Origin of the sequence: Streptomyces sp. CA-142005 (genome assembly GCF_050942335.1) — a bacterium.
GTDB lineage: Bacteria > Actinomycetota > Actinomycetes > Streptomycetales > Streptomycetaceae > Streptomyces.
In genome coordinates this window covers 1-26724 of the sequence record NZ_CP192079.1, presented here as the reverse complement: position 1 = coordinate 26724, position 26724 = coordinate 1, and the positions used below count along the sequence as shown (strand labels likewise).

Genomic DNA, 26724 nt, shown 5'->3' with positions numbered 1-26724 from the left:
CTCCTGACGACATGTCTGGCCTGCGGCGGGTCCACTACACCAACGTGAGTTTCGCGTTGCTGGCGGGCGCTTTGGTCGTGCTGGCGATGGCATCGCACATTCCGTCGCCGATGTATGTGCTGTACGAAGCACGCTTCCATTTCCGGCCGGACATGACCAGCGTCGTCTTCGCGGTGTACACCGCGGGCGCGCTGGTGGCGCTGTTGTTCCTCGGACGCACGTCTGATCATTTGGGGCGAAGGCCGGTCCTGGCCGCGACGACGGGCGGAGCGGCGGTGAGCGCGCTGCTCTTCCTCTCGGCGACAGACCTTACGCTGCTGCTCGTTGCCCGCATGGTGGCCGGGGTCTCGGTCGCTCTGGTAGTGGCTACGGCTGCCGCCGCGTTGAGTGAACTCATTCCGTCAGGGGACCTGCAACGCGCGGCCACCGTTTCCGGCGCCGCGAGCTTGTGTGGTTCGGGCTGGGCCCGCTGTACTCCGGATTCGTGATGGAGGTCGTACCAGCGCCCATGCAGTCCGTCTACGCCCTGTATCTCGTCTTGTTGGTGATCGTCGCCGCTGTGGTGGTGTTCGTCCCAGAGACAGTGGGCGCCAGGGACGGGACCTGGGCGCTGCGGCCCACCGTGACCCTCCCCCGTTATGTTCTTCGCGGTCCTGCAAGAGGGCCGCTGGCCTCCGGGCCCGGCATGACTGTTCCCCCCTGTCGAACGGATGACCTGGGGGGTGGTGTCACCGGGCCCGAGGGGTGCCGTTGGAGACGCTGATGAGAGGTCCGACTACCGCCTGGCCTGGCGCAATGCCCGGCCGCCCGTGGGCGGCAGGTCTGCATAACGTGGATGCGCGCGTACGGCGCCAACTCCCTGGCCAGCACCGCAGCGAAGCAGTTGGGAGCACGATGTTCGACATCGGCGACGTGGGCGTCTTCCTCGGCCTGGACGTCGGCAAGACCGCTCACCATGGCCACGGACTGACCCCGGCCGGCAAGAAGGTCTTCGACAAGCAGCTGCCCAACAGCGAGCCGAAGCTGCGGGCCGTCTTCGACAAGCTGGCCGCGAAGTTCGGCACCGTGCTCGTCATCGTCGACCAGCCCGCCTCTATCGGCGCCCTCCCGCTCACCGTCGCACGGGACACCGGCTGCCAGGTCGCCTACCTGCCCGGACTCGCCATGCGCCGGATCGCCGATCTCTACCCGGGCGAGGCGAAGACCGACGCCAAGGATGCCGCGGTCATCGCCGACGCCGCTCGCACGATGCCGCACACGCTGCGCTCGCTGGAGCTCACCGACGAGATCACCGCCGAACTGACCGTGCTGGTCGGCTTCGACCAGGACCTCGCGGCCGAGGCCACCCGCACCTCCAACCGGATACGCGGCCTGCTCACTCAGTTCCACCCCTCGCTGGAACGCGTCCTCGGCCCCCGCCTGGACCACCCCGCCGTCACCTGGCTGTTCGAACGCTACGGCTCCCCGGCCGCGCTGCGGAAAGCCGGCCGCCGCAAACTCGTCGAGGTGATCAGACCCAAGGCCCCACGCATGGCCGACCGGCTGATCGACGAGATCTTCGACGCGCTCGACGAACAAACCGTCGTCGTTCCCGGCACCGGCACCCTCGACGTCGTCATCCCGTCCCTGGCCCGCTCCCTGGCCGCCGTCCACGAACAGCGCCGGGCTCTGGAAGCCCAGATCAAAGCCCTGCTGGAGGAGCACCCTCTTTCCAAGGTCCTGACCTCGATGCCGGGGGTCGCGGTCAGGACCGCCGCAGTTCTGCTGGTCACCGTCGGCGACGGCACCAGCTTCCCCAACGCCGCCCACCTTGCCTCCTACGCCGGACTCGCCCCGACAACGAAGTCCTCGGGGACCTCGATCCACGGCGAACACGCACCACGAGGCGGAAACCGGCAGCTCAAACGAGCCATGTTCCTCTCGGCCTTCGCTGCCCTGCACGATCCCGCGTCCCGCACCTACTACGACAAATGCCGGGCCCGGGGAAAGACTCACACCCAAGCCCTCCTTCGCCTCGCCCGCCACCGCATCAGCGTGCTCTTCGCCATGCTCCGCGACGGCACCTTCTACGAACCACGAGACCCCGAGCTGGCCGCCGCATGACCAGCTCAGCTTGACGAAGGACATAGAGGCACCCCCCCCCGGCGACGCGGGGAGTTCTGGCCGGCGGCCAGTGGTATCTTCTCGGGCTTCTTCGCGCAAGGGCTGTTCGCCGCTCTTGTCCCCTCCTTCCTCGCTCACGACATGCACTCACGCAGTCACCTGCTGGGCGGTGCCGTGATCTTCCTGCTGTTTGGCACCGCGGCCGTCACCCAGATCGCAACGCGATCGCTCTCCGACCGCCGCGTCCTGACTACGGGCTTGGTGGCACAGCCGATCGGCCTGGCCGTCCTGGCGGCTGCCATGGCGGCTTCCAGCCTGGTCGTCTTCGTGGCCGGCACGTTGATCTGCGGTGCTGCCGCCGGGCTGGCCTTCAGAGGGGCACAAGGGACGGTGAACCGCATCTCGCCCCCCCACCCACCGCGCCGGTGTCACTTCGGCCCTGTTGATGGCTGCCTACCTGGGTTTCTCCGTGCCGGTGGTGGTCGCAGGTGTCCTCTCCGTACACCTCGGCACGCTGCGCACCGTCACCGGCGCCGCCTGCCTGTTCGCGGTAGTGGGTGGCGGTGCTGTGGCGGCGATGTGGCGGTCCTCGCGGGAACACGACGGTCCTCGCAGGAACATGCGGCAGTGGTCGTAACCACCCGCACCGCTGAGGGACGTCTCGAGGTCGGAGTGCGAGGCCGCAATCGCCGCCCGTATCTCGGTTGAGTGGCAAGTGTGCGGCAGGACAACGGAGCCCATGGGGTGGTGCAGGCTCGTTCATGACCTCAGTGGCCGGAACAGAGGCCAACAGGCGCAATGACCAAGGGAGAGTGTCGCGAGCGTGTGTGCCTTCTGCCGGCGCAGCCCGAGCAGGACGCGTTGGCGGAGCAGGGGTGTCCCGCCCCGCCCGCCGTTTGCCATCGACGTTTGGCGTGAGGGACACACCGACGCAGCTGGGTAGCTTTTGCCAGTGGTCGGTGGCGAGTTCCTCCCCGGTGTCGGCCCGAGCACAGCGCCGGACGGTGTTGCGGGACAGATCCAGTCGCGGGCGTGCCGGGCCACCGCCCGTGCCGTCGGCGAGGCGGCGCCGGTAACCGCGGTGGCGCCCCTCGACGGCGTCCCGCAGTCCGGGCACGGCACCCATGCCGACTCGTCCGCTCAGACCCAGCTCGGCCAGCGGTCCAATGACGGCTATGATTGCTTTGCCGTGGATGAAGTCAATTCCTCTCTTTCGATGATGCGGTCCAGGCGCTTAAGTGTTTCCAGGGCCGACCTGCCGCTATGGTAAGGACCCTTCCATACGCTCCCCAGAGCACTGTCCAATGGCATTCCGGTCCGACTGACTCTTGTTCGCCACTCACCTATGTCTCGGTCGATCAAGTGCTGACTGCAGAAATTCCAGACACTTACGAAGGCACACATGGCCTGCGGATTTCCGGTCAGTTCGAAGAGGTCAAGAAGACCGACCAGCGCTTCCGCCTGTTCCCACCACTCCTTGTCCTGGTCGGTGGCGGCCCCGGCATGGGGGCCCTCGCGGAACACGCCACCGTATTGCCAATCGAACATAGGACACGGTCTAAAGATCTCTAGACGGCTCGGCCATACACCGGGCCGTCTCAGTTCCCGTCTCCTTCAGCCCTGTTCACGGTCGTTCAGGCGGGACCCGAATGCCGTCTCAGCGCAGGCGGCCAGGCGGCCATGAACGCAGGTGAACGCCCGTGCATGCACACAGCCCTGACAGACGCCAACACAGTTCTCCCGGTCTCATCGTCACCCGATCAGTGGCCAAACTGAACAAGCTCAATGTTTCGGGGACGGCTATGGCGCGGTGGCCATGGCGGTTGATCGCTTACGACTTGTCGTGGTCACCGTCTACGCAGTACGCGAAGACGGTAAAGGGCACAGGGTTGGGACCGGTGTTGATGACTGTGAGACGCCAGGTGTCGCCTGGGGTGTCGGTCGTATCCTGCCTGAATGCCTGGAAACCGCCTTGGAACCCGGGTGCCTCAAAGCCGCCACTGATCGCCGTCTGACCGGCCGGGCACTGTGCCGTAACGTTCGTAGGCTCCCCGGGAGCCACGTTGGTGGTGTTCGACACCGCGTTGATTTCCAAACCACAGCTGTGATCACCGCCATACTGAGCCCGGCCAGCCGCCGCGGGCGGCTCTCCCTGCGTGCAGCCCGACAGGTGTCCGCGCTGCACATCCGTGACGGTCGGTTCCGCCATGGCGGGGCTAACTACCCCGGCAGCCATGACCAGCGCGAGCGAGGCAATCGCCCCGACCCTCTTAAACCTGCGCTTATCGCTCACGTACATGCTCCTTTTCTCAGCCGGTCCAGACGGATTCACTGAACCAACTGAGAGCTTGCCGCTTCGGCGGCAGCAATGCGGCTCCGCCCTGACGGGACACCGTGAGCATCAACTCATCGGTCTAACCTCGCGCCTTCATGAAGCGTAGTACTCCTGGTCAACGGCCTGGCCGGGGGGGAGTTTGGCATAGGTGGGGTGGTCTTGGGTCGGCCGTTCGTGACGTCGGGGTTGGCGGAGACGGCGGCGCCGCAGAACGTGCAGTTGTAGGGGCAGCCGCGGCTGCCGACGATGTTGGCCTCCCAGTGGCCGCTGGTCCGGCCGAGCCAGGGCCGTTGGCCGGCCAGGCAGCGGTCTGTCGCCGTTGGCGCGGCTTGGTAGGGGTCCTGGGGGAGGAACGCACGGTTCACGTACGGCAGGCTGTTGATGTCTGGGCCCAGCAGTGCCGCGCTGGTCTTCGGGTCGGGGACGCCGGCGGCCCGGGTGCCGAGCAGATGGTCGCGCCACAGGACGCCCGGCAGGGTGCGCCGGTTCTGCTCGCCCTCCAGGAGGGCGGCGACGCGGAGCTCTCCTTCACCAAGGACGAGAGCACGAAGGTGTCTCATCCGGGGGTCGGCGAGGACCCGGTCCGGCATGGCCTTGGCGTGGTGGCCGCCGACCATGAGCGCGATGCCCGGATCAAGCTGAGCGGCGATCCTCGCGGACATCTCGTAGGTGGGCGCGAGGAGATTCATGCCGGCCCAGCGGGGCGCGGCCTCGTTGACGATCCGGGCCGTCGCCTCGATACCCAGACCGTGGGCTTCGGCGTCGAGCACGCCGACGTTGTAGCCGAGCTGCTGGGCGTAGGTGGCGATGTACGCCATGCCGAGCACAGGAAGGGTGTAGTCGTTGGTCCGGGGCCGCAAGGTGTAGTCACGCAGCGGCGCGTTGATGAACAGGGCGTCGAGCGTGTGACGGTTGTCGGCGCCCGCGATCAGCGGTAACTGCTGCATGGGTCCTCCATGTCATCTGGCGTGCGCCCCCCAGGTGAGGGTCGCGAGGGTGAGGGTGTGCAGAGCAGTGCGGTCGGGCCCGGCCCAGCCGGTCCACAGCGGACCGAACGCGGTGTCCTTCTTGCTGGGCCAGCGGTAGGCGGGGTCGATCTTGGCGGCCCAGGTGCGTACGGCCAGGTCGTCGTGCGGGTAGACGCTGAAGTCGCCGGTGAAGTCCGCCGCGGCGGCCGCAGCGGTCCACGGGCCGATGCGGGGGATACGAGTGAGCGCGACGGCCAGGGTGCTGGCGTTCATGTGCTCCCAGTCGCGCTGGTGCCGCCTGTACTCCTCTGCGGCCACCAGCAAGGCGGTGCGATGGAACTTTGCACCGACGGCGGCGAACTGCTCGTCGGGCAGGTCGAGGACTGCGTCCGGCATGGGCGCCACGGCGAGCTCGCCCTGCGGGCCTTCAACGGTGGTGCCGTAGGTGCTGCACCAGGCGCGGTACAACTTCCGGGCCTGGTCGGCGCGGACGACCTGCCGCAGGATCGCCGTCGTGATCGCGTCCCACAGCCAGGGGTTCGCCAGACGCTGGATGACGCCGAGCTCGGCGAGGCCTTGGCGGAGGGCGGCCGGGGCGGCGAGCGGAAGGTGCGCGGGGTCGGTGGCGAGGAACTCGGGTTTGACGTCCTCGGTGCCGTCCACGCACACCATGTGCAGGCCGTACCGGTCGTGGCACACGGTCCAGATGCCGGAGGCCGTACGGACGGCACGCGCGCGTGTGCCGTCCTCGTACGCCTGCCAGGCGGGGTGATCGGTCGTCAGAACGTTGCTCATCGGTTGCTCCTTGGCGTACTGGCAGTGCTCGCCGCAGCCTCTCGCGTCACAGCCGTACGACGCGCCGCAGCCACGGAATTGGCGGTGTCAGCCGATGAGGTCGCGTTCGATCAGGTAGGTGCGCATGCGCTGGTACTCCGCGAGCGTGCACGGCCGGGATTCCTCCGGCGCATCCCCCGGGATAGCGGCGGCCGGCCAGTTCTCCGGCGGCGGCATCAATTCCTCGGCCGTGTGGGAGAGCTTCTTCCGGCGGGGGCCACGTACGAACAGGGTGACCGTGTGCGGTTCCATCACGGCTTGGTGCACTATCGAGTCGCCGAGCGTGTAGGCGCTGCCGGGCCGCTCGACGGTCACCACGGCCGGTTCCAGGTCCGCGCCGGTGAACGGGCCCGTCCAGCCGTCTGTTCGGCGCCGTAGGACGTGGACGTAGCCGCCGGTGAGGATGCGGGTGGCGAAGGCGTAGCAGTGGTCGTGCGGAACACGCTGGTTGTCTGGTCGAGGGTTTATGTTGAGCCTGATCTCGAACCCACGGTCCGGGGCCTGGTACAACGACAGCCGGTTGAGCAGCAACGTGATGCGGCTCGCGGACATACGGTCCGGGTCGTGCAGGACGTCGTTGACGAGTTGGGTGAACTTGCTCCGCTTTGACGGACACCCTCGCTGTGGTGGTCAAGCCGCCAGGGCGTTCTCGTAGTCGGCGGGACTGCGGTAGCCGAGGCTGCTGTGCAGCCTGCGTATGTTGTACCAGCCCTCGATCCACTCGAAGATAGCTGAGCGGGCAGCCGTGCGGCTTGGCCAGGGCCGGTCGTTGATCAGCTCCCGCTTGAGGGTGGCGAAGAACGACTCTGCGAGCGCATTGTCCCAGCACTGCCCAGTTCGGCCGACCGACAGGCGGACACCGAATCCTGTTGCCAGCGCCGCGAATTCACGACTGGTGTACTGACAGCCGCGATCCGTATGGAAGATCACCGGACCCGATGGACGGCGGGTCCGCCAGGCCGCCCGTAGGGCGTCGGCGACCAGTTCGGTGCGCAGGTGGCCGGCGGTGGCCCAGCCGACGACGCGACGGGAGGCAATGTCGATGACGGTGGCCAGGTAGAGCCAGCCCTCCTCGGTCGGGATGTATGTGATGTCGCCGCACCAGCGCGCGTCGAGGCCGGTCGGATCGGGCTGGAAGTCACGCAGAACCAGGTCCGGCCGCACAGCGGCATTCGGGTCGGGCACCGTGGTGCGGTGACGTCGACGGCGGTGCCGACCCTCAAGGCCGGCCTGACGCATCAACCGGGCGACCCGGCGCCGTCCGCACCGGTCACCGCCCTGCTGGAGCACGGCATGGACACGCGGGACTCCGTAGCTTCCCCTGGAGTACGCATGGATTTCGGTGATCTTTGAGGTCAGCTCGGTGTCGCGGACAGCGCGGGGACCGGGCTCGCCGTTGCGGCGCGCGTAGAAGGCGGCACGGGAGACCTTGAGCAGCTCACACGCTCGCTTGACGTTGTGGCCTGCCTGCTTCTCCGCCTCGATGAACGGGTGGACCGTCACCGGGTCTCCTGCGCGAAGAAAGCCGTGGCCCGCTTGAGGATGTCCACGTCCTCGCGCAGCCTGCGGTTCTCCCGCCGCAGCCGGGCCAGCTCCTCGCGCTCGTCGCTGGTCAGCCCGTCGCGCTCGCCGGCGTCGACCTCGGCCTGGCGCACCCAGTCCCGCACCGCGGTCTCGGTCAAGTCGAAGTCCTTCGCGACCTGACCCACGGACCGGTCGCCGCGCTGGCACAGGTCGACGATCTCAGCCTTGAACTCCGGCGTGAACGAGCGCCTGGGCCTCGGCTTCTTCTTCCCCATACTCTCCATGATGGACATCATCCTTCCGAGGCCGAAGCCCCTGATCAGGAGTGTCCGTCAAAGCGGATCAAGCCCAGGGTGAGGAGCTCCCGATCACCGGCGAGGCGATCGAGCATGACGCGGCTGACCCGCTGGAACCTGCGCAGATCGCCTATGTCCAGCGACGGCACGGCATCCAGCCACGAAGCCGTCGAGGTCAGCACGGTCCACCTGCCGGTGCGAGAGAGGCCCGTTCGAGGTACCGGCGCGCCCGCCGGGCGAAGGATGCGTACGCCTCGCCGGACAGGGGCCCCTCGCGCTCGGCCACCGGCTCCGTGGTGACGAGTATCTGCACGGTGGACGCGGTCCCCCGAGTCGCGCACAACGTGCCCGGATGCGCGGTGAAGAACTCTCCGGCGCCAAACGTACGTGCGTACTGAGGCCGACCGCCCTGCGCGTCCTTAGAGTCACGGTACATCTCCAACGTGGTGGCGCCGACCATGGTGAGGACCGCTGCGGGCGCGTGCACTCGCCAGGGCTTCATGGCGCGCGTCTCCGAGACGCGCAGGTAGACCGTGAAGTCGTCCGGCGTCTGGAGCGGAAGGTACGCGTAGCCGTGCACGAGGAACGACCCTTCCGAGCGGTACGTGCCGGTGTCGAGGAGCGGCAGGACACGAGACGCGAGGGGCGAGAGCCAACCAGTAGCGGCCAACACGGTGATGTCAGGAATGTGGTTGGCGTCACGGCTCTGTGCCACGAGCTGGCCGACGAATCGCGGAAGAACGGCATCCACTGCGTGGCCCCTTCGAATGAGTCCGGATGGTGGGTAGGCGGCGCTGAGGCACGTCGGGGGGCGTGGCCCCAGCGCCGTGTTCCGCCCGTGCCAACTGCCAGATCGACTGCGGGCGGAGTTTGGGCCTGCCTGATGGCCAGGGAGAAAGCTCCTGGGCGCCAGGCAGGGGTCTACGGGGCGTCGCCGGCGACGGGGAGGTAGGTGAGGAAGGCTCCGCGCGCGTGTAGGTGTTCCAAGACGTGGGCGTAGGAGTCGTTGTCGGTCGTGAGGGCTGGCCCTCCTTCCGTCACAGCGAGCAAGGAGGGCAGGTAGCTGTTCAGCTCGACAGCAACGGTGTCTGCCGGGCTGGGGCCCGTGGTGGCGAGTTGTTCCGCCCGGTAGGCCGCGCTGAGCACCTTGATGAAGTCCACTGGCTCGCAGGGACCTGGGTCATGCCCTACTACTCGTGTCGCTGTGCTGGTCATTTCGTGTTATCCCCGCCTGAGCGGGCTGCGTCGGGTGCTTGCACCGGAATGCGGCATTGAGCGGTCGTTCCGTTGAGCGAGTGTTGGTATGTGCCGTCCAACGCTTCGACGAGGGCTCGCACGAGCCACAGACCACGCCCGTTTTCCGCTTCTGCATCGGTCTGCGTGGGGCGGGGCACGACCGAGGGCGTGAAGTCGTCCACCTCCACGTTGATAGTGCCGCCGGTAGGCGCGCTGGCCCGTACGGCGACGTGCTCGCCCCGGCCGTGCTGGATGGCGTTGGTGACCAGTTCCGAGAGGATGAGCACAGTCGCGTCCGCACGGTCGCCGGGCATCTGGCATCGGTATGTGAGCCAGGCGCCCACAACGCTGCGGGCGACCCTCACGTGGGACGCGGCGCGCGGGAGGTGCAGGAGCAGCGAAACAGGTGACGACGGCACCACATCAGGTCCGTCTTCGATGGTCACGCGTTCCGCGTGGTCCGTGGTGAACGAGCCCACGTCGGGATCGCCCTCTGCGGCGGGGGCGGAGCAGACGAGCCGATCCGCAATACAACGTGCCTCTGCCGGACTCCGCAGCGCGTCACGCATGAACATCACATGCTCCCGACCGCGAGCCGCCGGGGCCGGCGCTCAGCAGCGGCGCGCGGCTTGTCTTCAGTGCTGTCGAGCGGACGACGAGCAGGCGGACGCCTGTTGCTGCTATCAGCCGCTCACGCTCGCAGGCGATGCGCTGGGGGCCAAGGTGGCAGACGGCCGGAATGACGGCGCCGTAGGTGCCGGGCAGCACAAGGGCGTCAAGGAGACCGACGAAGGCGGGAGAGCGGACAGCCACGGGCCTTGCCCGATCTCTAAAGGCGCCGCACAAGGACAGTTCGTGCCAGCGGCAGTACTCCACGAGGCATTCGATGAGGGCCGCGTGACGGGCCGGCCCACCGGTGACGTGGCGCAGGTAGCCGAAGACTTGAGGGCCAGCGACCGGGCGGCGTTCGGTGATGAGTTCGTCGTCCATGCCTTTAGCGTCGGCTGCCGCGAACGGCCTCGAAATGACCTGTTGTTGCACTTCCGTTGCACTTCCCACCCTGCTTCGTCACCGAGAGTGTTTCCATGGGAAGCGAAGGGAGGCCAGCTGTGGTCACCGTGCAGCAGTGGACAGGCAGGGAGGCGAGCGCCCTGCGCGCCGCGCTGCGCATGAGCACCCGGGCCCTTGCCGAGCACCTCGGCGTTGCCCTGCGGACGGTTGCCAAATGGGAGAGCCTTGGCCCACAAACCCAGCCCCGGCCGGACACCCAGGCCATCCTCGACACCGCCCTTGCCCGCGCTGATGCTGCTGCCCAAGCTCGCTTCGAGGCGCTGCTGTTCCCCGAGCGCAAGAGCACCCGCTCGGCGGACTACGAGACCTGGACTGAAGACATCGAGCGCGCCGTGGTCTGCATCAGCCGCCAGAACTTCCCCTTCGCCTCAACCCTGCTGAACCGCTGGCTGACCGGCCACGACCCCCATGCCCTCGATGACAAGGGCATCTACCTGTACGGCCGTTCACTTGTTCTGCTCGGCGACTTCCAACGAGACCAGGGAGCGATCCTTGGACCTCTCTCCGCTTCTCACTCCTACCTGACCGCACGCGGCATGTTCACCCAGCTCGACATCCCACGCCGAGTGGCCCAGATCGAGCTGTCCTTAGCCGTGGTGCAGGAGATGTCCGCCTAGCTGGAAACCTCCGCCCGCAGCTATGAACGGCTCATCACCGACGAGCGTCTCAGCCGGCGCAAAACCGAGCTCGTGCCCGGTTGTGGGTCGGCACCGCGCTCAGCAAGGAGGGCGACAACGAGTACGCCACCGAGGTCATGGCGACCGCCACCCGCGAGTTCGAGGAGCTCGGTGAGCCAACTGGCCCTCGCACACCGCGGCACTGGCGACCTGAAGCAGGCTCTGTACTACATCGACATCGCACGCACGACCGGTACGGTCGACTCCCCAATGCAGCGGGTGCGGCTGGACACTGCCTATGGACACATCCTTCTGTCGGATGCGGCGACCCGGAATGATGGGCTGTCCGTCCTCGACCAAGCGGCACTGGTAGCCCGGCAGTATGGGCTGAGCCATCAGTTACGGGGCATCGAGGGCATCGGAAAGGGCCGGCAGCAATGAGCCAGGGAGTGTCAGTGCCCAGGCACCAGCAGCGCCAGATTACCGACGAGCAGTTCCACGATGCGACGCTGATCTGGAACTGCCACCAGATGGGGCACCGACCGCGCCCCTGCTCGGCGGCGATCGGACTGGGCAGCCACGATCTGGGCGTGGCCACCGCGGCAGCCGACCTCTACCGCGCCGGCCTCTTCCCCGTCCTGGTCTTCAGCGGCGGCAACAGCCCCACCACCCGCGCCCGCTTCCCGCGCGGCGAGGCCGTCCACTACCGCGAGCATGCCCTGAGCCTGGGCGTACCAGGCGAGGTGATCCTGGTCGAGCCGAACGCGGCGAACACCGGCCAGAACATCACCTTCTCCCGCGAACTGCTGGCCGAAGCCGGCGTTCAGGTCGAGTCGCTGTTGCTGATCTCCAAGCCCTATATGGAGCGCCGCTCGTACGCAACGTGCCGCAAGCTGTGGCCCGAGGTGCACGTCGTCTGCGCCTCCGAGCCGCTGGAACTGGATGACTACATCAAATCCATCGGCGACGAGAAGCTCGTCGTCGACATGCTCGTCGGTGACCTGCAACGGGTGATCGAGTACCCGAAGCTCGGCTTCGCCGTCGAGCAGGAGGTACCAAGGGACGTCTATGACGCCTACGAGCGCCTTCTGCGCGCCGGATTCGACAGCCGCCTCATCAACAGCTGATACGGCACCCCTCCGGCAGCCTGGCGGGATATGCGCCATCCATCAACCCAACCTCTTCCCGCGGCTGTCCACGCTGGCCAAGCTCTACGCCGCCGACCGGTGGATCGTCCTGGGCGACGCAGTCTTCCATGCCTCTGGGGCGTCGGGGGTGTCCACGTCGTCGTAGAGGGCCCTGTACGTCACCGACAACGACTCGCCACCCATCGACGGCATCCACCCGAGCCCTGGAGCTCTCGGATACGGACCGACTTGTGCCGACGGTCGCACCGAGAGATGCAGCATTGCCTGGGCCCGACCGCTACCGCTGGCTCAGCCCCAGGGGCAGCCGAGAACGCTCGCCGACACCTCTGTCTCCGCGGTTGCCGGAGGCAGATGGCCGGAACCCGTCGGGACGGGCAGGATTCGTTTGCTGCGAGGTCGGCCGAAAGTGCTGTAGTCGCTTCTGTGCTGTGCGTTACGGTGATGGTTGCTGATTTGCTAACGCATGGGGGAGGCCGAGTGGTGGCGGCACGACAGGAGCGCGCGGTTGGAGGTCGCGTGGCAGGCGGTGCGGCGGTGCTGTGCGGGGTTGTGACGCTCACTTGGGTGCTCGCCGGATGCGGCGGGAGCGATGGGGACGCCAAGGCCCCGGCCACGGCTCCGAACGTCTCGCAGAAACCCACGTCGGCGTCTGCCGGTTTGACCGCGCCGCCCGACCCGCACGCTGACCAGAAGGTGGCCGTGCTGGCCGCGTACAACCGTATGACGACAGAGCAGGCGAAGGCCTATCGGCAGGCGTCGGCCAAGGGTACGGCGCTGGAGAAGTACGCCACCCTCGACGCCCTGTCGAAGATCGATGTGGACCTGTACCGGATGAAGGAGGCCGGGACAGTCGTGCGCGGCGAGATCGGGCACGACGCGAAGGTGACCGACCTCGACATGACCACCACGACGCCGAAGGCATCGCTGTCGGACTGCGTCGACCTCTCCAAGTACGAGACGTATGACACGAGGACGAAGAGGGTGATCCCGCTCCCGACCAACCAACCGTTGCGGTACATCGCCACAGCGAAGGCGGAGCGCTGGCAGGGCCGTTGGATGGTGACCGACATCAACACCCAAGGTGGCGGCTCATGCTGAGACGTGCGACGGCGGCCGCAGCGCTCCTGGCGGGCGTGCTCGCGCCCGTAGCGCACACCGACGGCGGCGGGTCCGGCGGGGTCTGTCATGGCACGTCGATGTACGTGAAGGTGTGCGCCCAGGCCAGCACCAGCGTGCCCGGCACAGGCGGCTCAGGCGACGGGAAAGGTTCGGCCGGCACTTCGAGCGCCGCCAGTTCTGGCGTGCCGAAGTGCACCTACGAGAAGCTCACCCCGCAGCCTCCGGCGGAAAACCTCGCCATGCAGGACGGTAAGCGCCAGGGCGGCAAGGGCGCGGTCTACCGCGTGTGGTGCCCGGACACCGGCCGTTTCGGGGTGGTGTGGATCCCGGACGGCACCGCCCCGGCCACGCCCACGATCGATCCGGAAGTCGTCGCACGCCGCGCGGTGGATGCCATGAAGCTCGTGGGCCCCAAGGTGGCCAGCCCACGTGCGGGTGGGAAGTACGTGATCGGCATGCCCATGTGGATGTGGGTGGACCAAACGCCGACGACGTACGGACCAGAGACCGCTACGGCGACAGCGGGCGGTGTCACGGTTACGGCCACGGCGAAGGTGTCCACGATCTCGTGGAACATGGGTGATGGCACCGAACCGGTGGTGTGCAACGGCCCCGGCACCAAGTACGACACGTCGTTCGGCCAGGCCATGTCGCCGGACTGCGGCCATGTCTATGACACCATCTCCACCACCGACGACGGCCGGTTCCACTGCACGGCCACGGCCACCTGGACCGTCGATTGGCGCGTGATGGGCGGTGCCGGGGGGACCGGCCAGCTCACCGAAGTACGCGAGAGCACGTTCACCGTGAACGTGCGAGAGGTACAGGTACTGAACTGACCGACATGCCACGCACAGTCAGTCGGCCGGATCCCCCGGAAACACCGACTCGCCCCGCAGCGCTCTCAGGGCAAGATCGGGATGTACAGGCCGATCGGCGAGTACGGCAGCACGCGACGGACCTCGCCGCCGCTGTGCCAGGGCGTTTGAGAGCGATGTGGGGGCAGGACGACGCTGGTCAGACGCCCCCGACAGTAATGACTGCCGTTTCAGGACCGAGGTCCTGGGAACGGCAAGCTGATCAACGACTATTGCTTGCGCAGGCGACTCACAGGTCTGTCCAGGGGCGGGGCTTGTCGCCGACCAGGGGCGTCCACACGGCCTGGGCGGGACCGTGTTGCTCAAGGTCTTCCAGTATGGCGGCTCCGAGGGGGGCTTCGCGGGCGAGGGCCGCTACGAGCGGGTGGTGGGCAACCATCGCCTGCATGTCACTCATCCGATTCTCCAGCCTGGCCTGGGAGGCGCCGGTGAGCACGAAGAGGACGCGCGGGAAGATTGGGTACCAGCGGAGCCAGGCAGGACCGGTGCCGTGCGGCTTGCGACGGCCAACGGGCTGGATCTCGTGCTGGAACAGACGCGCGTATTCGATCAGCTTCGAGGCCAGCCGCTCACTGCTCATGGTGCTGCGATCGACTTCGACGAAAGCGCGCAGTTTTCGGCGGTGCTCGCTCTCGACGACGGTGTAGTACATGAGGGCGTCGGCGACGAGCCGCTCGCCCTCGCCGATGGAGTGGGACACCTCGGGGGTCCAGTCCCAGGGGCCGTGCTCGTGACCGAGCCGGCGGGCGTCTTGGGCGAAGGCGAGGTGGGCGCGTACGACGGCGAGCGTGTGCGGGGTCTTCAGTGACGCTGCCGTGGTCGAGGTGATGGGGTAGGGCGGCCGCCCCCGCAGGACGGGCAGGTCCCGGGTCAGCCGCGCGCCTTCCTGCGTGAGATACCAGGCTTTGGTGCGGGTGCGGTTCGCGTCCGGCAGCACCGTGCAGTCGACGAAGCCGTCGGAGCGCAGCCTGTTCAGAACGCGGGACATCAGCTGTCGTGTGCCGTCCGGGCGCAGCATCCGGCGCAACTGGCTGGTGGTGGCGATGCGGTGCTGGGCGAGCGCTGCCAGTGTCTGGTGGGCCAGGGGCTCAGCGGGGCTGGGGGCCAGTTTTGTCGCCGGAGTGCTCCGTGCGGCGCTGCTCATGGCGGTGCTTCCTTCCGCGGTCTGCGGTCTCCGACGGAAACCTTCGGTCTTCTGAGGAAACCCGTCGGCCCCGACCAGACCCCCGACCATGAAGTCCCGACCATGGTCACGAGGCCGAAACAGCCGCGCGGCCAGCGCCGTGACCGACATCCATGGCCCCGACCACGGGCCGCACCCGCGCCAGGGCAGCTTGTGCTTGTGGGGGGTTCGCCACCACCTCGGCAAGGGCCGCTGGCGAACCAGGAAGAGGGCGGCGGCCCTGCGAGAAGTTCGGCGATGGCCGGTCCGCAGCAGCTGGGCTGCTGCGGGGCGTGGTGGCGAGCCACGCCATGCCGGCCATCGTGCGGCACCCGGTCCGCAAGGGACCAACGACCCGTAACCGGATGCCGCGTCTATGGGGCGGTGGGCGAAGGCGCGCTCACCGCCGGTTTCTGCCTCGGGGTTGGGCGGCCTGCTCGAGGATCCGCCGGCGCGTCCACCGCCGGCGCCCGCCCTTTTCCGTGAGTGCGTCGGGGGTTTCCAGCAAGGGCAGGTTGCCTTGGGAGAGGCTGCTGGAGAAGGAGTTGACGCTCTTGAACCCCAGCAGTGCCGCGGCGTGAGTCGCTCCGAGGAGTTCGTCGGGGTCGCCGTCGACGGGGACGTCGGGCAGTGCGGGGGCGGTGCGCTTGGCGCCGGCGTGCTTGCCGCGGCCGGGCCGGGTGGCCATCCAGTCCAGCAGGGTCTGCACGCGCCACAGCTGCCGGCGGTAGGGGTTTTCGGCGGTGCCCAGCTCTTCGACGGCGTCCGGGTCGGGAAAGTACCCGGGGTGGTCGCGGACGAAAGTGGTGACCTGGTTGGGATTCTTGTAGCCCAGGAATCTCGAGGCGTCGGCGGCGTTCAGCAGGTCCTGCGGGTCACGGGCGGGCGGTGTGTGCTCGCGCAGGCGTGCCGGCGGGCGGCTGGCGAACCACTCGCTGACCTGCGCGTGGTCCCACAGGCGGGCGCGGCCGCGCATGCTGGCGATTTCAGGGAAGCCGTTCTCGGCGCGGTTGTTGTAGAGGCTGCTGATCCGCGCGGGCGTCAGGCCCCGTTCGGCCGCGATCTCGGCAGCGTCGGCCAGGCGAGGCTCACGGCGCGAGGTCATGGCAGAGGTGTCCGTCCTGTCGGAGGCGAGCCGGCCTGCCCGGCCCACAACTCACATAATGGCAGGAGTTTGGGTTGGGGGTCCAGTGCGCTGGAGGTTGTCCCGGCTGGCACGAGAACGAAGTCATCCCTCCGGGATCAGGCAGACGCCGCGGCGGGCCGCGTCCTCGGCCATCTCCGTGTAGGCCAGGGCCGCCGGGGTCGTCTCCCACTCGGCCAGGGCGAGCAGCAGGAGCAGCTCGTTGCGGTCCTGGGATACGTTGCACGGCATGCCGGCCGCGGTCGCGGCCGCCACCAGATCCCCGCAGGACAGCCCGGCGAAGCGGGCCGCCACCGTATGGCGCAGGCTGTCAAAGCCCTGCTGGTACAGCTCGCTCGCTTCGCGCAGGAGCAGCACCAGGTCCTCGTCGAGGCTGTCCGGTGCGGCCGCGGCGAGGTCGAGAAGGCGCTGGGTGGTCGTCGTCATCAGCAGCAGTATGCCTTTTGGAAAGATCGGCAGTGGTCGTCGTCTCAGTGCGGAGCGGCGCAGCCGTCGCACGGTGACTGATGGCCGGGCCCACAGGCCACGGAGGTCCTGACCAACGGGCTGTCCGATCCCGAGTCCAACATCCGCCGCAGCTGCCGCGACATCATCCACACCGCCTACAAGAACGCCGCCATCGTCCCCGCCGACCCGATCCCCGACCACGTCAAGGGGGGCGAGTTCGAGATCAGCGGCCTCGTCAAGACGGCTGGCGACGAATGTGAGCGCGGCAACCGTCGCGCCGCACCTTTGCGTATTGACGGGAGTCGTGGCGACTGGGACGAAATCGAGGAACTCTGGCTGGCCGGCGAGCTCACCGACGACGAGTTCGAAGACGACTTCGTCGACGACATCATCGTGGCGGGCATCGGCGCAGGCACCAACGGATGGGGGGTTCCCGGTGCCTCGTACTCCGCCGAACTCAGGTAACCCCACGCGCTGAGCTGTCGAACCGCCCGCCGCAGCCGAGGAATCCGCCTCCTGCCTCGCACACTGCACCGGATGCGGCGCTCCCTACGCCCCGCCCCTCGAGGCACGGCGCCGCGGCTGGTGCGCCGTTGTGGCCTGGTGCTGTGCGCTGGTCACATCAGGGGTGTGCCGTCTCGGAGGTACAGCGGCCGTCCTGCGTCGAGTGCCTTCAAGGCGCCCTCGAACCTCCGTCGTATCCGCTCCCGCAGGCGAAGACCGGCTTCGGCGGCGGTGACGAAGGCGGCCTCGGACAGTTCTTCGTCTCGCGGTCGTAGCCGGTCGGCCTGGTCCTGGTTGAGCGTGCCGCCGTCGAAGATGAACGCGAGCTGATCGTCCCAGGGGCCGTGCGGTGCGACCCAGTCCACCACGAGCAGCCCGCGCAGCGTGACGTGGAGGCCGAGTTCCTCCACCAGTTCCCGGCGTACCGCTTCCTCCGGTGGCTCGTTTGCTTCTGCCATCCCGCCGGGCAGGTCCCAGCCGGGCTTGTAGGTGGGGTTCACCAGGAGCACGCGGCCGGAGCTGTCGCGCAGCAGCACATCGGCCGCCACGCGCTTGCGGGCCTGCTTGGCGTTGCCTTCCGCGAGGTAGGCGTTCCAGGCGTCGGGGTCGGCGGGGGTGGGTGTCTGGGTGGGCCTCATGGGGTGGTGCCTCCCGGTGACGGCGGGATGATGTCGGCCAGGAGGAGCATTCTCGCCCGGCGCGCGTCGTCGAACCGCGCCAGGTAGTCCCTTACCGGCGGATACGCGCGGTGCGGCTGGAGCAGCCGGCGCAGCCCGTCGAGCTGCTGCACGACCCGGACGGAACTCAGGGTCGGGCTCGTGCTGAGCAGGTCGTGACCGACGCTCACCGCGGCGTCCAGGTCGCCGCGGCGCACATGGATGTCCACCAGGCTGATCCGGCTCAGTGCCAGTGACCGTGTCCGTCCGGCTTCCCGCAGCGTCACCGCCCGTTCGGCGTGCGTCAGCGCCTCGTCGTAGCGCTCCAGGTCGCGCAGGATCAGTGCTGACTCGCTGGCCAGCGCGGCGGCGTCGAACGGGCTCAGCCACGGGTGGTCGGCGGCGGGCGCCGTTTCGAGATCGCTGTGGGCGGCGTCCAGCGCACGGGCGGCCGGAATGGGCTGAGCCGCGGCCGCTAAGGCCCGCGCCTGCATGGTGTGCAGGCGCGCCGTCAGCGCAGGAATCCTCGGGCCCTGGGCCGCCAGGTCGCGCCCGGTCCGTGCCCAGCCGACAGCCCCTGCCGCATCTCCGGTCTGAAGGGCGAGGTGGCTGCTGCTGGCGGCGACGTGGGCGGCCAGCGGCAGGTCACCGGACGTCCGGGCCAGGGGGAGAGCGCGGGCGAAGTGGCCTGCGGCGCGGTCGTTGTGGCCGGAGTCGTGAGCCATCCATCCGGCCATCTCGGTAAGCGCCGCTGCGGCGGCGAACACCTGCGGGCCGGAGCCGATGTCGACCAGCCGGGGCGCTACCCGGTCACTCAGGTGCCTGACGACGGCCCCGTACAGCCGGCCGCCGCCGGTCTGGCGGTCGGCACTGCGGAAGTGATCCATGGCCACCAGGTCGTCATCGTCTGGCGGCGCATGATCGGCTTGCTGATGTTCCGGCGCTGCGGGCGCGGGCTCCCATGACCGGCGGGCCAGCCCCAGCAGGTGGCCCGGGACGTGGAAGGCATCGGCGATCTGCTCGAACAGGGTCAGCTTTTCCACCCGGCTCTTGCCGTTCATGTAGTCGTACAAGCGCCCCTGTGTGATGTCGACTGCGGCAGCGATGCGCCGTGTACTGACCCCCCGCGCATTGAGCATGCGGAACACCGCGCCCATGTCCCGCTGGGCGCACGCTTTGAGGAGGCGCTCATCCCCGAGCAGACCGGCGATGACCTCACGTGGGTCCGGTGACTGGCGGTCCATCTGCGACTCCCCCGAGTAGCGGTGAACCGATGCTACGACCAACAGGCTTGAGGTGGCTCCGTGATTCCGTGACTCCGGGTTGGAGTCACCTTCTGGAGTCTCCTCGTCCCCCTTCACGGTCGTTGACTGTCTGTCAGCCGCCGCGGGGCGAACAAATGATTGCTCCTCGCGGCTGCCTCGCCCGCATTGCTTCTCTCCGAGATACAGCGGGCGGGACTCTCACCCGCCCCGACCAAGGCGTTGACGATGACGATGACCGACGAGCAGGTAGGGCCTGGGCAGGTCCCACGCCAGAGCGTCACCCTCGCGAGCGAGGCCGCCAGTGTTGCGGTAGCGCGTCAGATGGTCCGCGAGGCATGCGAAGAGTGGGGCATGAGCGCCGACACTGCAGAGACTGGTGCACTCCTGATGTCCGAACTCGCCACCAACGCAGTCCGGCACGCTCACTCCCACAGTGTCCGCGTGATCGCCGAGCAGCCGCATCCCGACCGCCTTCGCGTCGCCGTGGCCGACAAGTCGCGCCGCATGCCCGAGATGCACCACGCCCAGCTGGACGACTTCGGCGGCCGGGGCCTGGTACTGGTCGATGCCCTCTGCGACCGCTGGGGAACCGACCTCCTCCCGTGGGGGAAACGCGTTTGGGCTGAGATCGCGATCAGGGGCGGCGACCAGTGACGGGCCGCCATCACATGCCGACATCGGACGGGAAGACCGCCGGCGCACGTCTTCTCGGCGCTGTAGCCGCCGGGCCCGGATGCGGCCCCGGACAGCGGCGGTTGCCGCCTGGCCGACCCGAGGCACGCCACCTGAGCGACGCCGGCCGGGCGTGCTTTCCCCTGACGCGCCCGGCCGGTGTCTTCCACCCGCCTTCCCTCTTGAAGGTCATGTCCGCCCACAACCACCGCCACGAGGCGGCCGCGCCGGTGATCACATGAGGCGCCTGGACCCGTTAGGTGGCACCGTCACCGCGCTGTTCGTGGCCGGCCAGATCGCCGCCTGGACGCTGCTCGGGATCACCGTCTACGACGGCGCTACCGGCAAGTCTCACGCGTCGCGGGCCGAGCCCGATACGCCGCTGGGCCAGCCGGAGGAGCCGTCCTGCCCGGACGCCGCGTAGTCGGCGCCCGCTGCTCTGTCCGGCGGCCCGGTGACGTGACGGCCCGGGCCACCGGACAGGTACGACCCCCGGCGCGGGAGCGCACTGTTGCGAACCGTTCCCCCCACGGCGACGCCCCCCCCGCGCCGGGCCGTCATGCACCGCCAACACAAGGAAGAGAGACGCACCATGACGATCGCCCCCGAGGCACCTGCCCGGCTGGCCGTGCCGGAGTTCCTGGAACTGGAGATCACCGGACGGTGTCAGTTGACCTGCCCGTCCCTGTGCTACGCCAAGGCCGGTCCCAAACGCGACCACGGCAGCATGACGGCCGACGACTGGAAGCGCCTGATCAGCGAGGCCGCCGAAGTCGGCGTAAGGAAGGTGCAGTTCATCGGCGGCGAGCCGACCCAGCACGATGCCTTTGACGCCCTGGTGCACCGCGCCCTGGCGCTCGCGCTTCAGGTGCAGGTCTACAGCAACCTCTTCGAGGTCTGCGACAAGCACTGGGAGCTGTTCGCGCACCCGAAGGTGTCCCTGGGGACGTCGTACTACAGCGACGACGCGGCCGAGCACGACCGGGTGACCGGCCGGAAGGGCTCGCACGACGCGACACGGGCGAACATCATCCAGGCCCTCCAGCGCCGCATCCCCCTCCAGGTCGGCGTCGTCGAGGTGTTCGAGGGACAGCGCGTCAGCCAGGCCCGAAAGGAGCTGCTGGCCCTCGGTGTGCGCACGGTGAACGTGGACCGTGTGCGCAGCGTCGGCCGCGGCGAGCAGCACTTGCCGAGCACGAAGGATCTGTGCGGGCGGTGCGCGAAGGGGCGCGCGGCGGTGATGACGGACGGCACGGTCACCCCGTGCGTGCTGGGCCGGTTCCTGCCGACGGGCAATGCCAAGACCGAGGGCCTGGCTGCGGTGTTCGGCGGGCAGAAGTGGAAGGACACCGCAGCCAGCATCCCGCCGCGCAGCGCTGCGGCGTGCCCGCCGGACGACTCCAGCGACTGCAACCCGGCGAACACCGAAGCCTGCAATCCTGCGTACTAGGACGACGAGAGAACGGTTGGACCGATGAAGTGGCTTCCACGGGCCCGGCTTCTGGCTCACCAGGTCGTACGCCCGGAGTCCCGCTGGCACAGCGCCGTGTCCGAAACGCCGCGGCACGTGTTCGTGCCCCGCTGGTGGGAGAACCAGGGTGACGGTAGTTGGGCCCTGCGCGCAGGGGACGAGGACGAAGAGGCGTGGCTGGCAGCCGCCTACAGCGACCGGTCGCTGACGACCCAGGTGGGCACCCACCACGCCGATCGCGCGAACGACGGCGATGTCCTTGACGGGGGCGTGCCGACGTCGTCCTCGACGCTGCCGAGCCTGGTGGTGCGTATGTACCGGCACGCGATGATCGCAGACGACCACCAGCTGCTCGTTACCACCGGCACCGGATACGGGACCGCGCTCGCCTGCGCCCGGCTCGGCGCGGAGAACGTCACGAGCATCGACATCGACGAGCACCTGGTGACGTCGGCCGGCGACCGGCTGGGGCTCATCGGGGAGCGCCCGAACCTGGAGGTGTGCGACATTACCGGGCCCCTTCCCGGCCGGTACGACCGGATCGTCTCCACCGTGTCCGTACGCCCCATCCCGGCGTCGTGGCTGCAGGCGCTGCGCCCGGGCGGCCGACTGGTGACGACCATCGCGGGGACCGGGCTGATCCTCACCGCCGACAAGCAGGCGGACGGCAGCGCAGTGGGTCAGATCGAGTGGGACCGGGCGGGGTTCATGCGTACCCGGCACGGCGACGACTACGAGTACCAGGACGAGGACACGTGGAAGGGCGCGGCCGACGGCGAAGGCGAGCACACCTTCACCAGCCGGTACCCGCTGCTGTATCCGGAGGACGCCTGGGATGTGATGTCGATGCTGGAACTCCAGCTGCCCGGCCTCCTCTACCGTCAGGACCAGGACGGTGAGAGCCGCACGGTGTGGCTGCTGCATCCGGACGGCTCGTGGGCGCGGGCGACGGCCGGCGGGTTCCTGGACTCGCCGGTGGTGCACGAGAGCGGCCCTCAGCGGCTGTGGTCGGAGATGGACCGCATCCGCAATCGGCTCAACCGCAGTGGCGCCCTTCCGGTCTACGGTGCGAGGGTGAGCATCGACCCGGACGGCTCGGCGACCCTGTCGCGGGGTAGCTGGTCACAGCGGCTCTGACCGCCTACATACGGCTCCGCCCGCGCGCATCCCCCCGAGGCGCACGGGCGGGGCTTCCCCGTTCCTACGCGACCAGGTCGGCGTCCTGCCGCCACTCGGGCATGAAGGGGCCAGCCGGCACGCTGGGCAGGTCGGTGCTGGTGCGGCCGCTGCCGCGCAGGTGGTGTCCGACGATGGCGTCGCCGGGCGGTCACACCATCAGGCGCGACATGGGCGGCGCAGGCGCGCGGGACGGCGGTGAGCGTCGCCGCCGTCTTCTGGGACGGCTCGTGCCCGGCGGCGGACTCCATCGGATACACCGCGACCTCGGGGGCGGTGGGTGTAGCCGTCGTCATAGAGAGTCAGGCTGCCCCGGTAACCGCTGCGGCTGCAGGCGGGCCGCGGCAGGCCCTCGCGGGGGCGGTGGCCTGGAACGCGTTTACCGGGCCGAGACAGGCGCGCACGGCGGTGAACCGGTCCCAGCGGTGGGGCGGTGGGCGCCGGGGACGTGCACACTGCCGCGCATCGCCCCGCCCAGCTCGAAGACGACGCGCCATCCTGGCGGAGGTAGCGGTGGCGCGTAGGGAGCTGGCGGGCGTGTCGATGGTCAGGCTCGGGCTGGTCATGGGCGGCGGCTTCGGTCGGTTCGGTGAATCTGGGGCCTGCCGCCCAGCGCTCGCCGAAGGCGAGGGCGCGGCTCATGGCGGTCGCCGTGGCGGCGGTGTCGGGGCGGGTGAGTTTCGGGGGGCGGGCATGTGCGGGTACTCCTTGCGCACGGGGCGGTGAGCACCGGGGTCGGCGTACGTGTCGTGTGGCGCGGCGGCGGTTTTCTGGGCGCGGGCGCGCGGCCTGCTCTGCAGCCCGCCGCGGCCGCTATGCGGCGGAGGCCGGGGCGGGCGCGCTCCGTGTTCCGGTGGGGGAATGTTCCGCGCTCTGGGACCGGGCGGGCGCCCCGGATGGTCGGAGGGGCACCCGCCCGCGCTTGGGCGGGGTGTGGGGCCCGTGCGGGCCGGGCTCGGGGAGGTTCCCGGCCCGCACGGGGGTCTGTCAGCCGTGCGCGGCGGCGGCCGTCAGGGCGGGCAGTGCGAGCGCTTCCAGGGCGGCGGCCTGGTCGGCGTCGGTGAGGGTCTGCGCGGTCGATGTGACGGCCTGCATCACGCCACCGGCTGTCATCTGACCGCCGCGGACGAAGTGCGACAGAATCATGTCCTTGGCCTCGGCACCGATGCTGAGCGTCTTGGTGACGTGCTCAATCGTCTTCGCTGGCTCGGGCAGCGTCTTACCGGCGGCGGCCTCCATCGTGCGCACCTTGGCCTCGACGTACTCCCGCGACAGGAACGTACGCACGGCGTCGGCGGTCTTGGACGTGATCAGCTCCAGCGTCTTGCGCTGGGTCTGGCCGGACCAGGACACCACGCCTTCGTCCTGTTTGCCTCCGAGGTGTACGGCGCGCATGACGTCCTTGGTCTCCGTCAGGCCGTTGCGGCACACCTGGATGACCGCGCGCGGTGTGATGGTGTACGCCCCGGAACCGACCTCGCTGTTGGTGATGACGAAACCGGCCGAGATCATCGGTAGTTCGTCACCACTGCGGCCATCGAACGGGGAGCGGTAGCCGCGCAGCAACTCGCGGGCCCGGACGGCGACCGCTTCGGACTCCACGCGCACATACATGCGCCGGTCCGTCAGGTCGCACCCGGTCACGCGCGTGGGGTGGCCGGACTGTTGCACCCCCTCCAGGGCGGCCAGCAGCATGTCGAAGTTGTCCATCAGCTTGTAGCTGTCGGACAGCAGCGCGCGGGCCACGCCCTCGGCGGACGGCATGCCGGGGCCGCTGTCGCCCCGGAACGCGCGGAGCATGAAACGGCGCTCCGGCTCCTCACACAGCCACGCGTTGACGTTCTCGTGCAACAACGGAACGTTCTCGGCGCGCATTCGGCGCAAGTAGGCGAGCGGGATACGAAGCTTGTCCGCGATTCCCTCGTCGGCCACGGCGGTGGGCCGGTAGATGCCGTCCACGTCCGTGACACCGTCCTCGGTAATCAGGGACTCCACACCCTCGACGTGCACGTTTCCCTCACGCAACCGCAGCGCGGACGCGGGAGCGATCACGTCCAGCTTGCGCCGGCTCTGGTCCTCCAGGATGCGGACCAGGTCGGAGAGGTCGGCGTTACGTGCACCCGTGGAGGCCACGTTCGTGGCGCGCTCGGCGAACTGCTGAGTCATGCCGTGTTCTCCCCTTCGTGTTGGCTTCTGCGGTTCGGGGGTGGGGCCACCACCCCCGAACAAATTCAATAATAGTGTGTTTCAGGGGTGAGTGAACCCACCCCCGACCAGCACACTCAGCTCATGCGGTACACGGGCAACGGCGTCAGACTCGACCGGCGCACATTCGTGACCATCGGCACTGGCCTGACACCGCGCATCTCGCACAGGTCGTAGCGCAGCTCGGGGGCTTCACCGAACGGGTCGGCGTGGGCGTGAATCGCGTTCACCCAATAGGTCCCGTGACGCTGTCTCACACTGCCGTGGTAGTCGACCTTTTGCCACAGCACCGGTCCGGCGTGCTGCGGGTCGAGACTCCGCGCAACCGCGATCACCAATTGATCCGCCACACGCTCGGACATCAGCAGGACGAACGCGCGCGCGACCGAGGTGCGGTCCACCGGCACGTCAACCATGGCGGGGCCCGTGTGACCGGTGCGCACACCCATCGCCCAACCCAACTCGAAGAACGGCCGGATCAACTCCAGTTGCTCTCTCGGCACCCTCAGCGCGCTCGGGTCGCTCTCGCTGCGCGCCAACTCCAGCAGCGCGTAAGTCGCCTGCTCCCGCTCCGCGTCCGTGAGCGGGGCCCTGGCCTCCTCGGGCTGCTCCGTAATCCGCGTACTCTCCACGGTTGTCCCTCTCCTCTCGGTGATGCCGGGTGAAGGGGGGCGCCCCGACCGGGGCACCCCGGAGGATTACTTCAGGAACCCACGCGATTGGAGAAACTCGGCCGTGATGTGCGCGATTCCCTGCGGCTTGTAGATCTGCGGGAATCGCCGCATTTCCACTTCGGTGCGCCCGTTCTCGTCCGGCTCCGGGAGCTCGTGAACGAGACGGTAAGGACGGTCACCCGTCGGAATTTCCAGCACCACCGGGCCAACCTTGGTGTCGAACCGAATTCCGGTGTAATTCGCGTCGGAGTTGTGCACGATGTTCGCGCCTACCCGCTGGACGAGCAGGGGCAGGAAGTTTGCAACGGTGCGGGCCTGAATTGCGAGGCCTGTCATGGGTGCATCCTTACCGCCGTGTACTCGGCGGACGATTCCGTCAGAGATCTGGATCTCCACGTCTTCCCCTTCGTTGGCTTTCTGCGGTTCCCGAGGGTCGCCTCCCCCAGGACTTCAAATAATAGTGTGTCTCAGGGTTGATTGGAAGACCCGTTGCGCCCCGCGTTGCATACAGCGTTGCGCTTGATGTTGCGTCAGATGTTGCGCTGGAGGTTGCGCGGCCTGGCGGCCGGCCTCTACGTCGCCCCAGGTCAACTCCCTGCGGGTGCGTGGTTGCCCCGCTGACATCCCCTCTGCTGCCACTTATCCCGCGCCGGTTGAAGGAGAGTGAGGAGTTGGGGCGGGGCGGGTGTGCGGTGGATGCTTCGGGGATGGGGGAGCAGTGTGGGGATGTGTTGCGCGTCGACTCCGCCGCCGCGCTGGGCCGGTGTGGTGCCGGATCCCTGTCCTCTGGGATGGGCGGGGTGGTGGGTGCAGCTCTGGGCCTGCTGGCGCGGCCCAGAGCTGCCGGTGTTGAGTTGCCCACGCTCAGCTTGGCCTCTGGCCACGGGTTTCCGGAAAGATGGGTGTACTCTCGCCTTGCATAATTCAACTGGGAAAAGGGAATTGAGGAAGGGTTAAATCAGGGACTAAGGAAGGGAATTCAAACCCCCCGATTCATAGAGGGAGATATTTGGAATATAGAAGGTTTGCAAGTTATTGACCGGCTGTCACGGAAAGGCCACCGGCGCCCTTTAGCCGCGTTTTCAGGAATTCGCGGAGCGAATTCTGTGGCCGGATTTCGGAGAAATCCGGCCGATCGGCACGGAGTGCCGATCCGAGCAACTCCCTTGCGGAGCAAGGGAGTTGTCCGCCGCGTAGCGGCGGCGCGTCGTGTCTGCGG

30 protein-coding genes and 3 pseudogenes are annotated in these 26724 nt (G+C 68.4%); 13 read left to right on the top strand and 20 right to left on the bottom strand.

Going from position 1 to position 26724, the window contains the following annotated elements:
• Positions 1–11: 11 nt before the first annotated feature.
• From ACQPXS_RS46695 to ACQPXS_RS46680, 4 genes and pseudogenes are all read left to right on the top strand, one after another.
• The gene (locus tag ACQPXS_RS46695) at positions 12–488 is read left to right on the top strand and encodes an MFS transporter (RefSeq protein ID WP_433456392.1); all 477 of its coding nucleotides are present in this window, start codon (positions 12–14) and stop codon (positions 486–488) included.
• Positions 489–894: 406 nt separating this feature from the next.
• A complete protein-coding gene (locus tag ACQPXS_RS46690; RefSeq protein ID WP_433456390.1) occupies positions 895–2103 on the top strand; it encodes an IS110 family transposase in 1209 nt (402 codons plus the stop codon).
• Positions 2104–2154: 51 nt separating this feature from the next.
• Positions 2155–2505 (top strand): annotated as a pseudogene (locus tag ACQPXS_RS46685) (MFS transporter); the annotation flags it as partial.
• A gap of 43 nt (positions 2506–2548) precedes the next feature.
• Complete coding sequence (locus ACQPXS_RS46680) at positions 2549–2740, top strand: hypothetical protein (protein WP_433456388.1); 192 nt, start codon at positions 2549–2551, stop codon at positions 2738–2740.
• A gap of 536 nt (positions 2741–3276) precedes the next feature.
• Here the strand turns inward: ACQPXS_RS46680 and ACQPXS_RS46675 are convergent.
• From ACQPXS_RS46675 to ACQPXS_RS46620, 12 genes and pseudogenes are all read right to left on the bottom strand, one after another.
• Positions 3277–3651, bottom strand: a complete 375-nt coding sequence (locus tag ACQPXS_RS46675) for an AGE family epimerase/isomerase (RefSeq protein ID WP_433456386.1) — start codon at positions 3649–3651, stop codon at positions 3277–3279.
• Between the two features lie 283 nt (positions 3652–3934).
• Positions 3935–4396: a hypothetical protein gene (locus ACQPXS_RS46670; RefSeq protein ID WP_433456384.1), complete on the bottom strand. Its 462-nt coding sequence runs from the start codon at positions 4394–4396 to the stop codon at positions 3935–3937.
• Positions 4397–4611: 215 nt separating this feature from the next.
• Positions 4612–5385: pseudogene (locus ACQPXS_RS46665) on the bottom strand (B12-binding domain-containing radical SAM protein); the annotation flags it as partial.
• 12 nt (positions 5386–5397) lie between these two features.
• Entirely contained in the window at positions 5398–6201 is an 804-nt protein-coding gene (locus tag ACQPXS_RS46660; RefSeq protein WP_433456382.1) for a hypothetical protein, read from the bottom strand.
• 87 nt (positions 6202–6288) lie between these two features.
• Positions 6289–6792, bottom strand: coding sequence for a hypothetical protein (locus tag ACQPXS_RS46655; protein WP_433456380.1), 504 nt, complete (start codon positions 6790–6792; stop codon positions 6289–6291).
• A gap of 78 nt (positions 6793–6870) precedes the next feature.
• A complete protein-coding gene (locus tag ACQPXS_RS46650) occupies positions 6871–7743 on the bottom strand; it encodes an IS3 family transposase (RefSeq protein ID WP_433446197.1) in 873 nt (290 codons plus the stop codon).
• Positions 7740–8048 (bottom strand): transposase, encoded by a 309-nt coding sequence (locus ACQPXS_RS46645; protein WP_433446195.1) that lies wholly within the window; start codon positions 8046–8048, stop codon positions 7740–7742. The genes ACQPXS_RS46650 and ACQPXS_RS46645 overlap by 4 nt, the downstream gene beginning before the upstream one ends.
• Positions 8049–8083: 35 nt before the next feature.
• The gene (locus ACQPXS_RS46640) at positions 8084–8242 is read right to left on the bottom strand and encodes a hypothetical protein (protein WP_433456378.1); all 159 of its coding nucleotides are present in this window, start codon (positions 8240–8242) and stop codon (positions 8084–8086) included.
• Positions 8236–8811, bottom strand: coding sequence for a hypothetical protein (locus ACQPXS_RS46635; RefSeq protein ID WP_433456376.1), 576 nt, complete (start codon positions 8809–8811; stop codon positions 8236–8238). The genes ACQPXS_RS46640 and ACQPXS_RS46635 overlap by 7 nt, the downstream gene beginning before the upstream one ends.
• 170 nt (positions 8812–8981) lie before the next feature.
• Complete coding sequence (locus ACQPXS_RS46630; protein WP_433456374.1) at positions 8982–9221, bottom strand: hypothetical protein; 240 nt, start codon at positions 9219–9221, stop codon at positions 8982–8984.
• Positions 9222–9271: 50 nt separating this feature from the next.
• Positions 9272–9871 carry an ATP-binding protein gene (locus ACQPXS_RS46625; RefSeq protein WP_433456372.1) on the bottom strand — a complete coding sequence of 200 codons (600 nt, stop codon included), beginning with the start codon at positions 9869–9871 and terminating at the stop codon, positions 9272–9274.
• Positions 9858–10286: a hypothetical protein gene (locus ACQPXS_RS46620; protein ID WP_433456370.1), complete on the bottom strand. Its 429-nt coding sequence runs from the start codon at positions 10284–10286 to the stop codon at positions 9858–9860. The genes ACQPXS_RS46625 and ACQPXS_RS46620 overlap by 14 nt, the downstream gene beginning before the upstream one ends.
• Positions 10287–10405: 119 nt before the next feature.
• Here ACQPXS_RS46620 and ACQPXS_RS46615 point away from each other — a divergent pair.
• From ACQPXS_RS46615 to ACQPXS_RS46600, 4 genes and pseudogenes are all read left to right on the top strand, one after another.
• Positions 10406–11425: pseudogene (locus tag ACQPXS_RS46615) on the top strand (helix-turn-helix domain-containing protein).
• Positions 11422–12111, top strand: coding sequence for a YdcF family protein (locus ACQPXS_RS46610; protein ID WP_433456368.1), 690 nt, complete (start codon positions 11422–11424; stop codon positions 12109–12111). The pseudogene ACQPXS_RS46615 and the gene ACQPXS_RS46610 overlap by 4 nt, the downstream one beginning before the upstream one ends.
• Positions 12112–12648: 537 nt before the next feature.
• Positions 12649–13230, top strand: a complete 582-nt coding sequence (locus tag ACQPXS_RS46605; RefSeq protein ID WP_433456366.1) for a hypothetical protein — start codon at positions 12649–12651, stop codon at positions 13228–13230.
• Positions 13224–14090 (top strand): ATP/GTP-binding protein, encoded by an 867-nt coding sequence (locus ACQPXS_RS46600; protein WP_433456364.1) that lies wholly within the window; start codon positions 13224–13226, stop codon positions 14088–14090. The genes ACQPXS_RS46605 and ACQPXS_RS46600 overlap by 7 nt, the downstream gene beginning before the upstream one ends.
• A 268-nt stretch (positions 14091–14358) precedes the next feature.
• Here the strand turns inward: ACQPXS_RS46600 and ACQPXS_RS46595 are convergent, their stop codons facing one another.
• The 3 genes from ACQPXS_RS46595 to ACQPXS_RS46585 form a co-directional block, all read right to left on the bottom strand.
• Complete coding sequence (locus tag ACQPXS_RS46595; protein ID WP_433456362.1) at positions 14359–15273, bottom strand: replication-relaxation family protein; 915 nt, start codon at positions 15271–15273, stop codon at positions 14359–14361.
• Between the two features lie 418 nt (positions 15274–15691).
• Entirely contained in the window at positions 15692–16396 is a 705-nt protein-coding gene (locus ACQPXS_RS46590; RefSeq protein ID WP_433456360.1) for a hypothetical protein, read from the bottom strand.
• A gap of 123 nt (positions 16397–16519) precedes the next feature.
• Complete coding sequence (locus ACQPXS_RS46585; RefSeq protein WP_433456358.1) at positions 16520–16861, bottom strand: hypothetical protein; 342 nt, start codon at positions 16859–16861, stop codon at positions 16520–16522.
• Positions 16862–17167: 306 nt separating this feature from the next.
• Between ACQPXS_RS46585 and ACQPXS_RS46580 the strand changes: the two genes are divergently transcribed.
• Complete coding sequence (locus tag ACQPXS_RS46580) at positions 17168–17347, top strand: hypothetical protein (RefSeq protein ID WP_433456356.1); 180 nt, start codon at positions 17168–17170, stop codon at positions 17345–17347.
• A gap of 152 nt (positions 17348–17499) precedes the next feature.
• Here ACQPXS_RS46580 and ACQPXS_RS46575 read toward each other — a convergent pair whose 3' ends face one another.
• Together ACQPXS_RS46575 and ACQPXS_RS46570 are read right to left on the bottom strand one after the other, a co-directional pair.
• Positions 17500–18024, bottom strand: a complete 525-nt coding sequence (locus ACQPXS_RS46575; RefSeq protein WP_433456354.1) for an NUDIX domain-containing protein — start codon at positions 18022–18024, stop codon at positions 17500–17502.
• Positions 18021–19403: a tetratricopeptide repeat protein gene (locus ACQPXS_RS46570; protein WP_433456352.1), complete on the bottom strand. Its 1383-nt coding sequence runs from the start codon at positions 19401–19403 to the stop codon at positions 18021–18023. The genes ACQPXS_RS46575 and ACQPXS_RS46570 overlap by 4 nt, the downstream gene beginning before the upstream one ends.
• Positions 19404–19532: 129 nt before the next feature.
• Here ACQPXS_RS46570 and ACQPXS_RS46565 point away from each other — a divergent pair, with 129 nt between their 5' ends.
• The 4 genes from ACQPXS_RS46565 (at position 19533) to ACQPXS_RS46550 (ending at position 22587) form a co-directional block, all read left to right on the top strand.
• Positions 19533–19961, top strand: a complete 429-nt coding sequence (locus ACQPXS_RS46565; RefSeq protein ID WP_433456350.1) for an ATP-binding protein — start codon at positions 19533–19535, stop codon at positions 19959–19961.
• A 256-nt stretch (positions 19962–20217) separates the two neighbouring features.
• Positions 20218–20403 (top strand): hypothetical protein, encoded by a 186-nt coding sequence (locus ACQPXS_RS46560; RefSeq protein WP_433456348.1) that lies wholly within the window; start codon positions 20218–20220, stop codon positions 20401–20403.
• A gap of 168 nt (positions 20404–20571) precedes the next feature.
• Positions 20572–21429: a radical SAM protein gene (locus ACQPXS_RS46555; protein WP_433456346.1), complete on the top strand. Its 858-nt coding sequence runs from the start codon at positions 20572–20574 to the stop codon at positions 21427–21429.
• A 24-nt stretch (positions 21430–21453) separates the two neighbouring features.
• Complete coding sequence (locus ACQPXS_RS46550) at positions 21454–22587, top strand: protein-L-isoaspartate(D-aspartate) O-methyltransferase (protein WP_433456344.1); 1134 nt, start codon at positions 21454–21456, stop codon at positions 22585–22587.
• Positions 22588–23613: 1026 nt separating this feature from the next.
• On the opposite strand, the gene ACQPXS_RS46545 is transcribed toward ACQPXS_RS46550, so the two are convergent.
• The 3 genes from ACQPXS_RS46545 to ACQPXS_RS46535 all read right to left on the bottom strand — a co-directional run bounded on the left by ACQPXS_RS46545 (position 23614) and on the right by ACQPXS_RS46535 (position 25901).
• A complete protein-coding gene (locus tag ACQPXS_RS46545) occupies positions 23614–24792 on the bottom strand; it encodes a DUF932 domain-containing protein (RefSeq protein ID WP_433456342.1) in 1179 nt (392 codons plus the stop codon).
• A gap of 116 nt (positions 24793–24908) precedes the next feature.
• Positions 24909–25463, bottom strand: a complete 555-nt coding sequence (locus ACQPXS_RS46540; protein ID WP_433456340.1) for a hypothetical protein — start codon at positions 25461–25463, stop codon at positions 24909–24911.
• A gap of 66 nt (positions 25464–25529) precedes the next feature.
• Entirely contained in the window at positions 25530–25901 is a 372-nt protein-coding gene (locus tag ACQPXS_RS46535) for a hypothetical protein (protein ID WP_433456338.1), read from the bottom strand.
• Positions 25902–26724: the final 823 nt, after the last annotated feature.

What these genes read in the sequence shown, in the direction of transcription:
- ACQPXS_RS46610 (WP_433456368.1), top strand. Translation starts at nt 11,422, where the DNA reads ATGAGCCAGGGAGTGTCAGTGCCCAGGCACCAGCAGCGCCAGATTACC.
- ACQPXS_RS46560 (WP_433456348.1), top strand. Translation starts at nt 20,218, where the DNA reads ATGAGGCGCCTGGACCCGTTAGGTGGCACCGTCACCGCGCTGTTCGTG.
- ACQPXS_RS46690 (WP_433456390.1), top strand. Translation starts at nt 895, where the DNA reads ATGTTCGACATCGGCGACGTGGGCGTCTTCCTCGGCCTGGACGTCGGC.
- ACQPXS_RS46565 (WP_433456350.1), top strand. Translation starts at nt 19,533, where the DNA reads ATGACGATGACCGACGAGCAGGTAGGGCCTGGGCAGGTCCCACGCCAG.
- ACQPXS_RS46550 (WP_433456344.1), top strand. Translation starts at nt 21,454, where the DNA reads ATGAAGTGGCTTCCACGGGCCCGGCTTCTGGCTCACCAGGTCGTACGC.
- ACQPXS_RS46575 (WP_433456354.1), bottom strand. Translation starts at nt 18,024, where the DNA reads ATGAGGCCCACCCAGACACCCACCCCCGCCGACCCCGACGCCTGGAAC.
- ACQPXS_RS46675 (WP_433456386.1), bottom strand. Translation starts at nt 3,651, where the DNA reads ATGTTCGATTGGCAATACGGTGGCGTGTTCCGCGAGGGCCCCCATGCC.
- ACQPXS_RS46680 (WP_433456388.1), top strand. Translation starts at nt 2,549, where the DNA reads ATGGCTGCCTACCTGGGTTTCTCCGTGCCGGTGGTGGTCGCAGGTGTC.
- ACQPXS_RS46595 (WP_433456362.1), bottom strand. Translation starts at nt 15,273, where the DNA reads ATGAGCAGCGCCGCACGGAGCACTCCGGCGACAAAACTGGCCCCCAGC.
- ACQPXS_RS46585 (WP_433456358.1), bottom strand. Translation starts at nt 16,861, where the DNA reads ATGACGACGACCACCCAGCGCCTTCTCGACCTCGCCGCGGCCGCACCG.
- ACQPXS_RS46555 (WP_433456346.1), top strand. Translation starts at nt 20,572, where the DNA reads ATGACGATCGCCCCCGAGGCACCTGCCCGGCTGGCCGTGCCGGAGTTC.
- ACQPXS_RS46695 (WP_433456392.1), top strand. Translation starts at nt 12, where the DNA reads ATGTCTGGCCTGCGGCGGGTCCACTACACCAACGTGAGTTTCGCGTTG.
- ACQPXS_RS46600 (WP_433456364.1), top strand. Translation starts at nt 13,224, where the DNA reads ATGCTGAGACGTGCGACGGCGGCCGCAGCGCTCCTGGCGGGCGTGCTC.
- ACQPXS_RS46545 (WP_433456342.1), bottom strand. Translation starts at nt 24,792, where the DNA reads ATGACTCAGCAGTTCGCCGAGCGCGCCACGAACGTGGCCTCCACGGGT.
- ACQPXS_RS46645 (WP_433446195.1), bottom strand. Translation starts at nt 8,048, where the DNA reads ATGGAGAGTATGGGGAAGAAGAAGCCGAGGCCCAGGCGCTCGTTCACG.
- ACQPXS_RS46625 (WP_433456372.1), bottom strand. Translation starts at nt 9,871, where the DNA reads ATGTTCATGCGTGACGCGCTGCGGAGTCCGGCAGAGGCACGTTGTATT.
- ACQPXS_RS46620 (WP_433456370.1), bottom strand. Translation starts at nt 10,286, where the DNA reads ATGGACGACGAACTCATCACCGAACGCCGCCCGGTCGCTGGCCCTCAA.
- ACQPXS_RS46660 (WP_433456382.1), bottom strand. Translation starts at nt 6,201, where the DNA reads ATGAGCAACGTTCTGACGACCGATCACCCCGCCTGGCAGGCGTACGAG.
- ACQPXS_RS46590 (WP_433456360.1), bottom strand. Translation starts at nt 16,396, where the DNA reads ATGACCTCGCGCCGTGAGCCTCGCCTGGCCGACGCTGCCGAGATCGCG.
- ACQPXS_RS46655 (WP_433456380.1), bottom strand. Translation starts at nt 6,792, where the DNA reads ATGTCCGCGAGCCGCATCACGTTGCTGCTCAACCGGCTGTCGTTGTAC.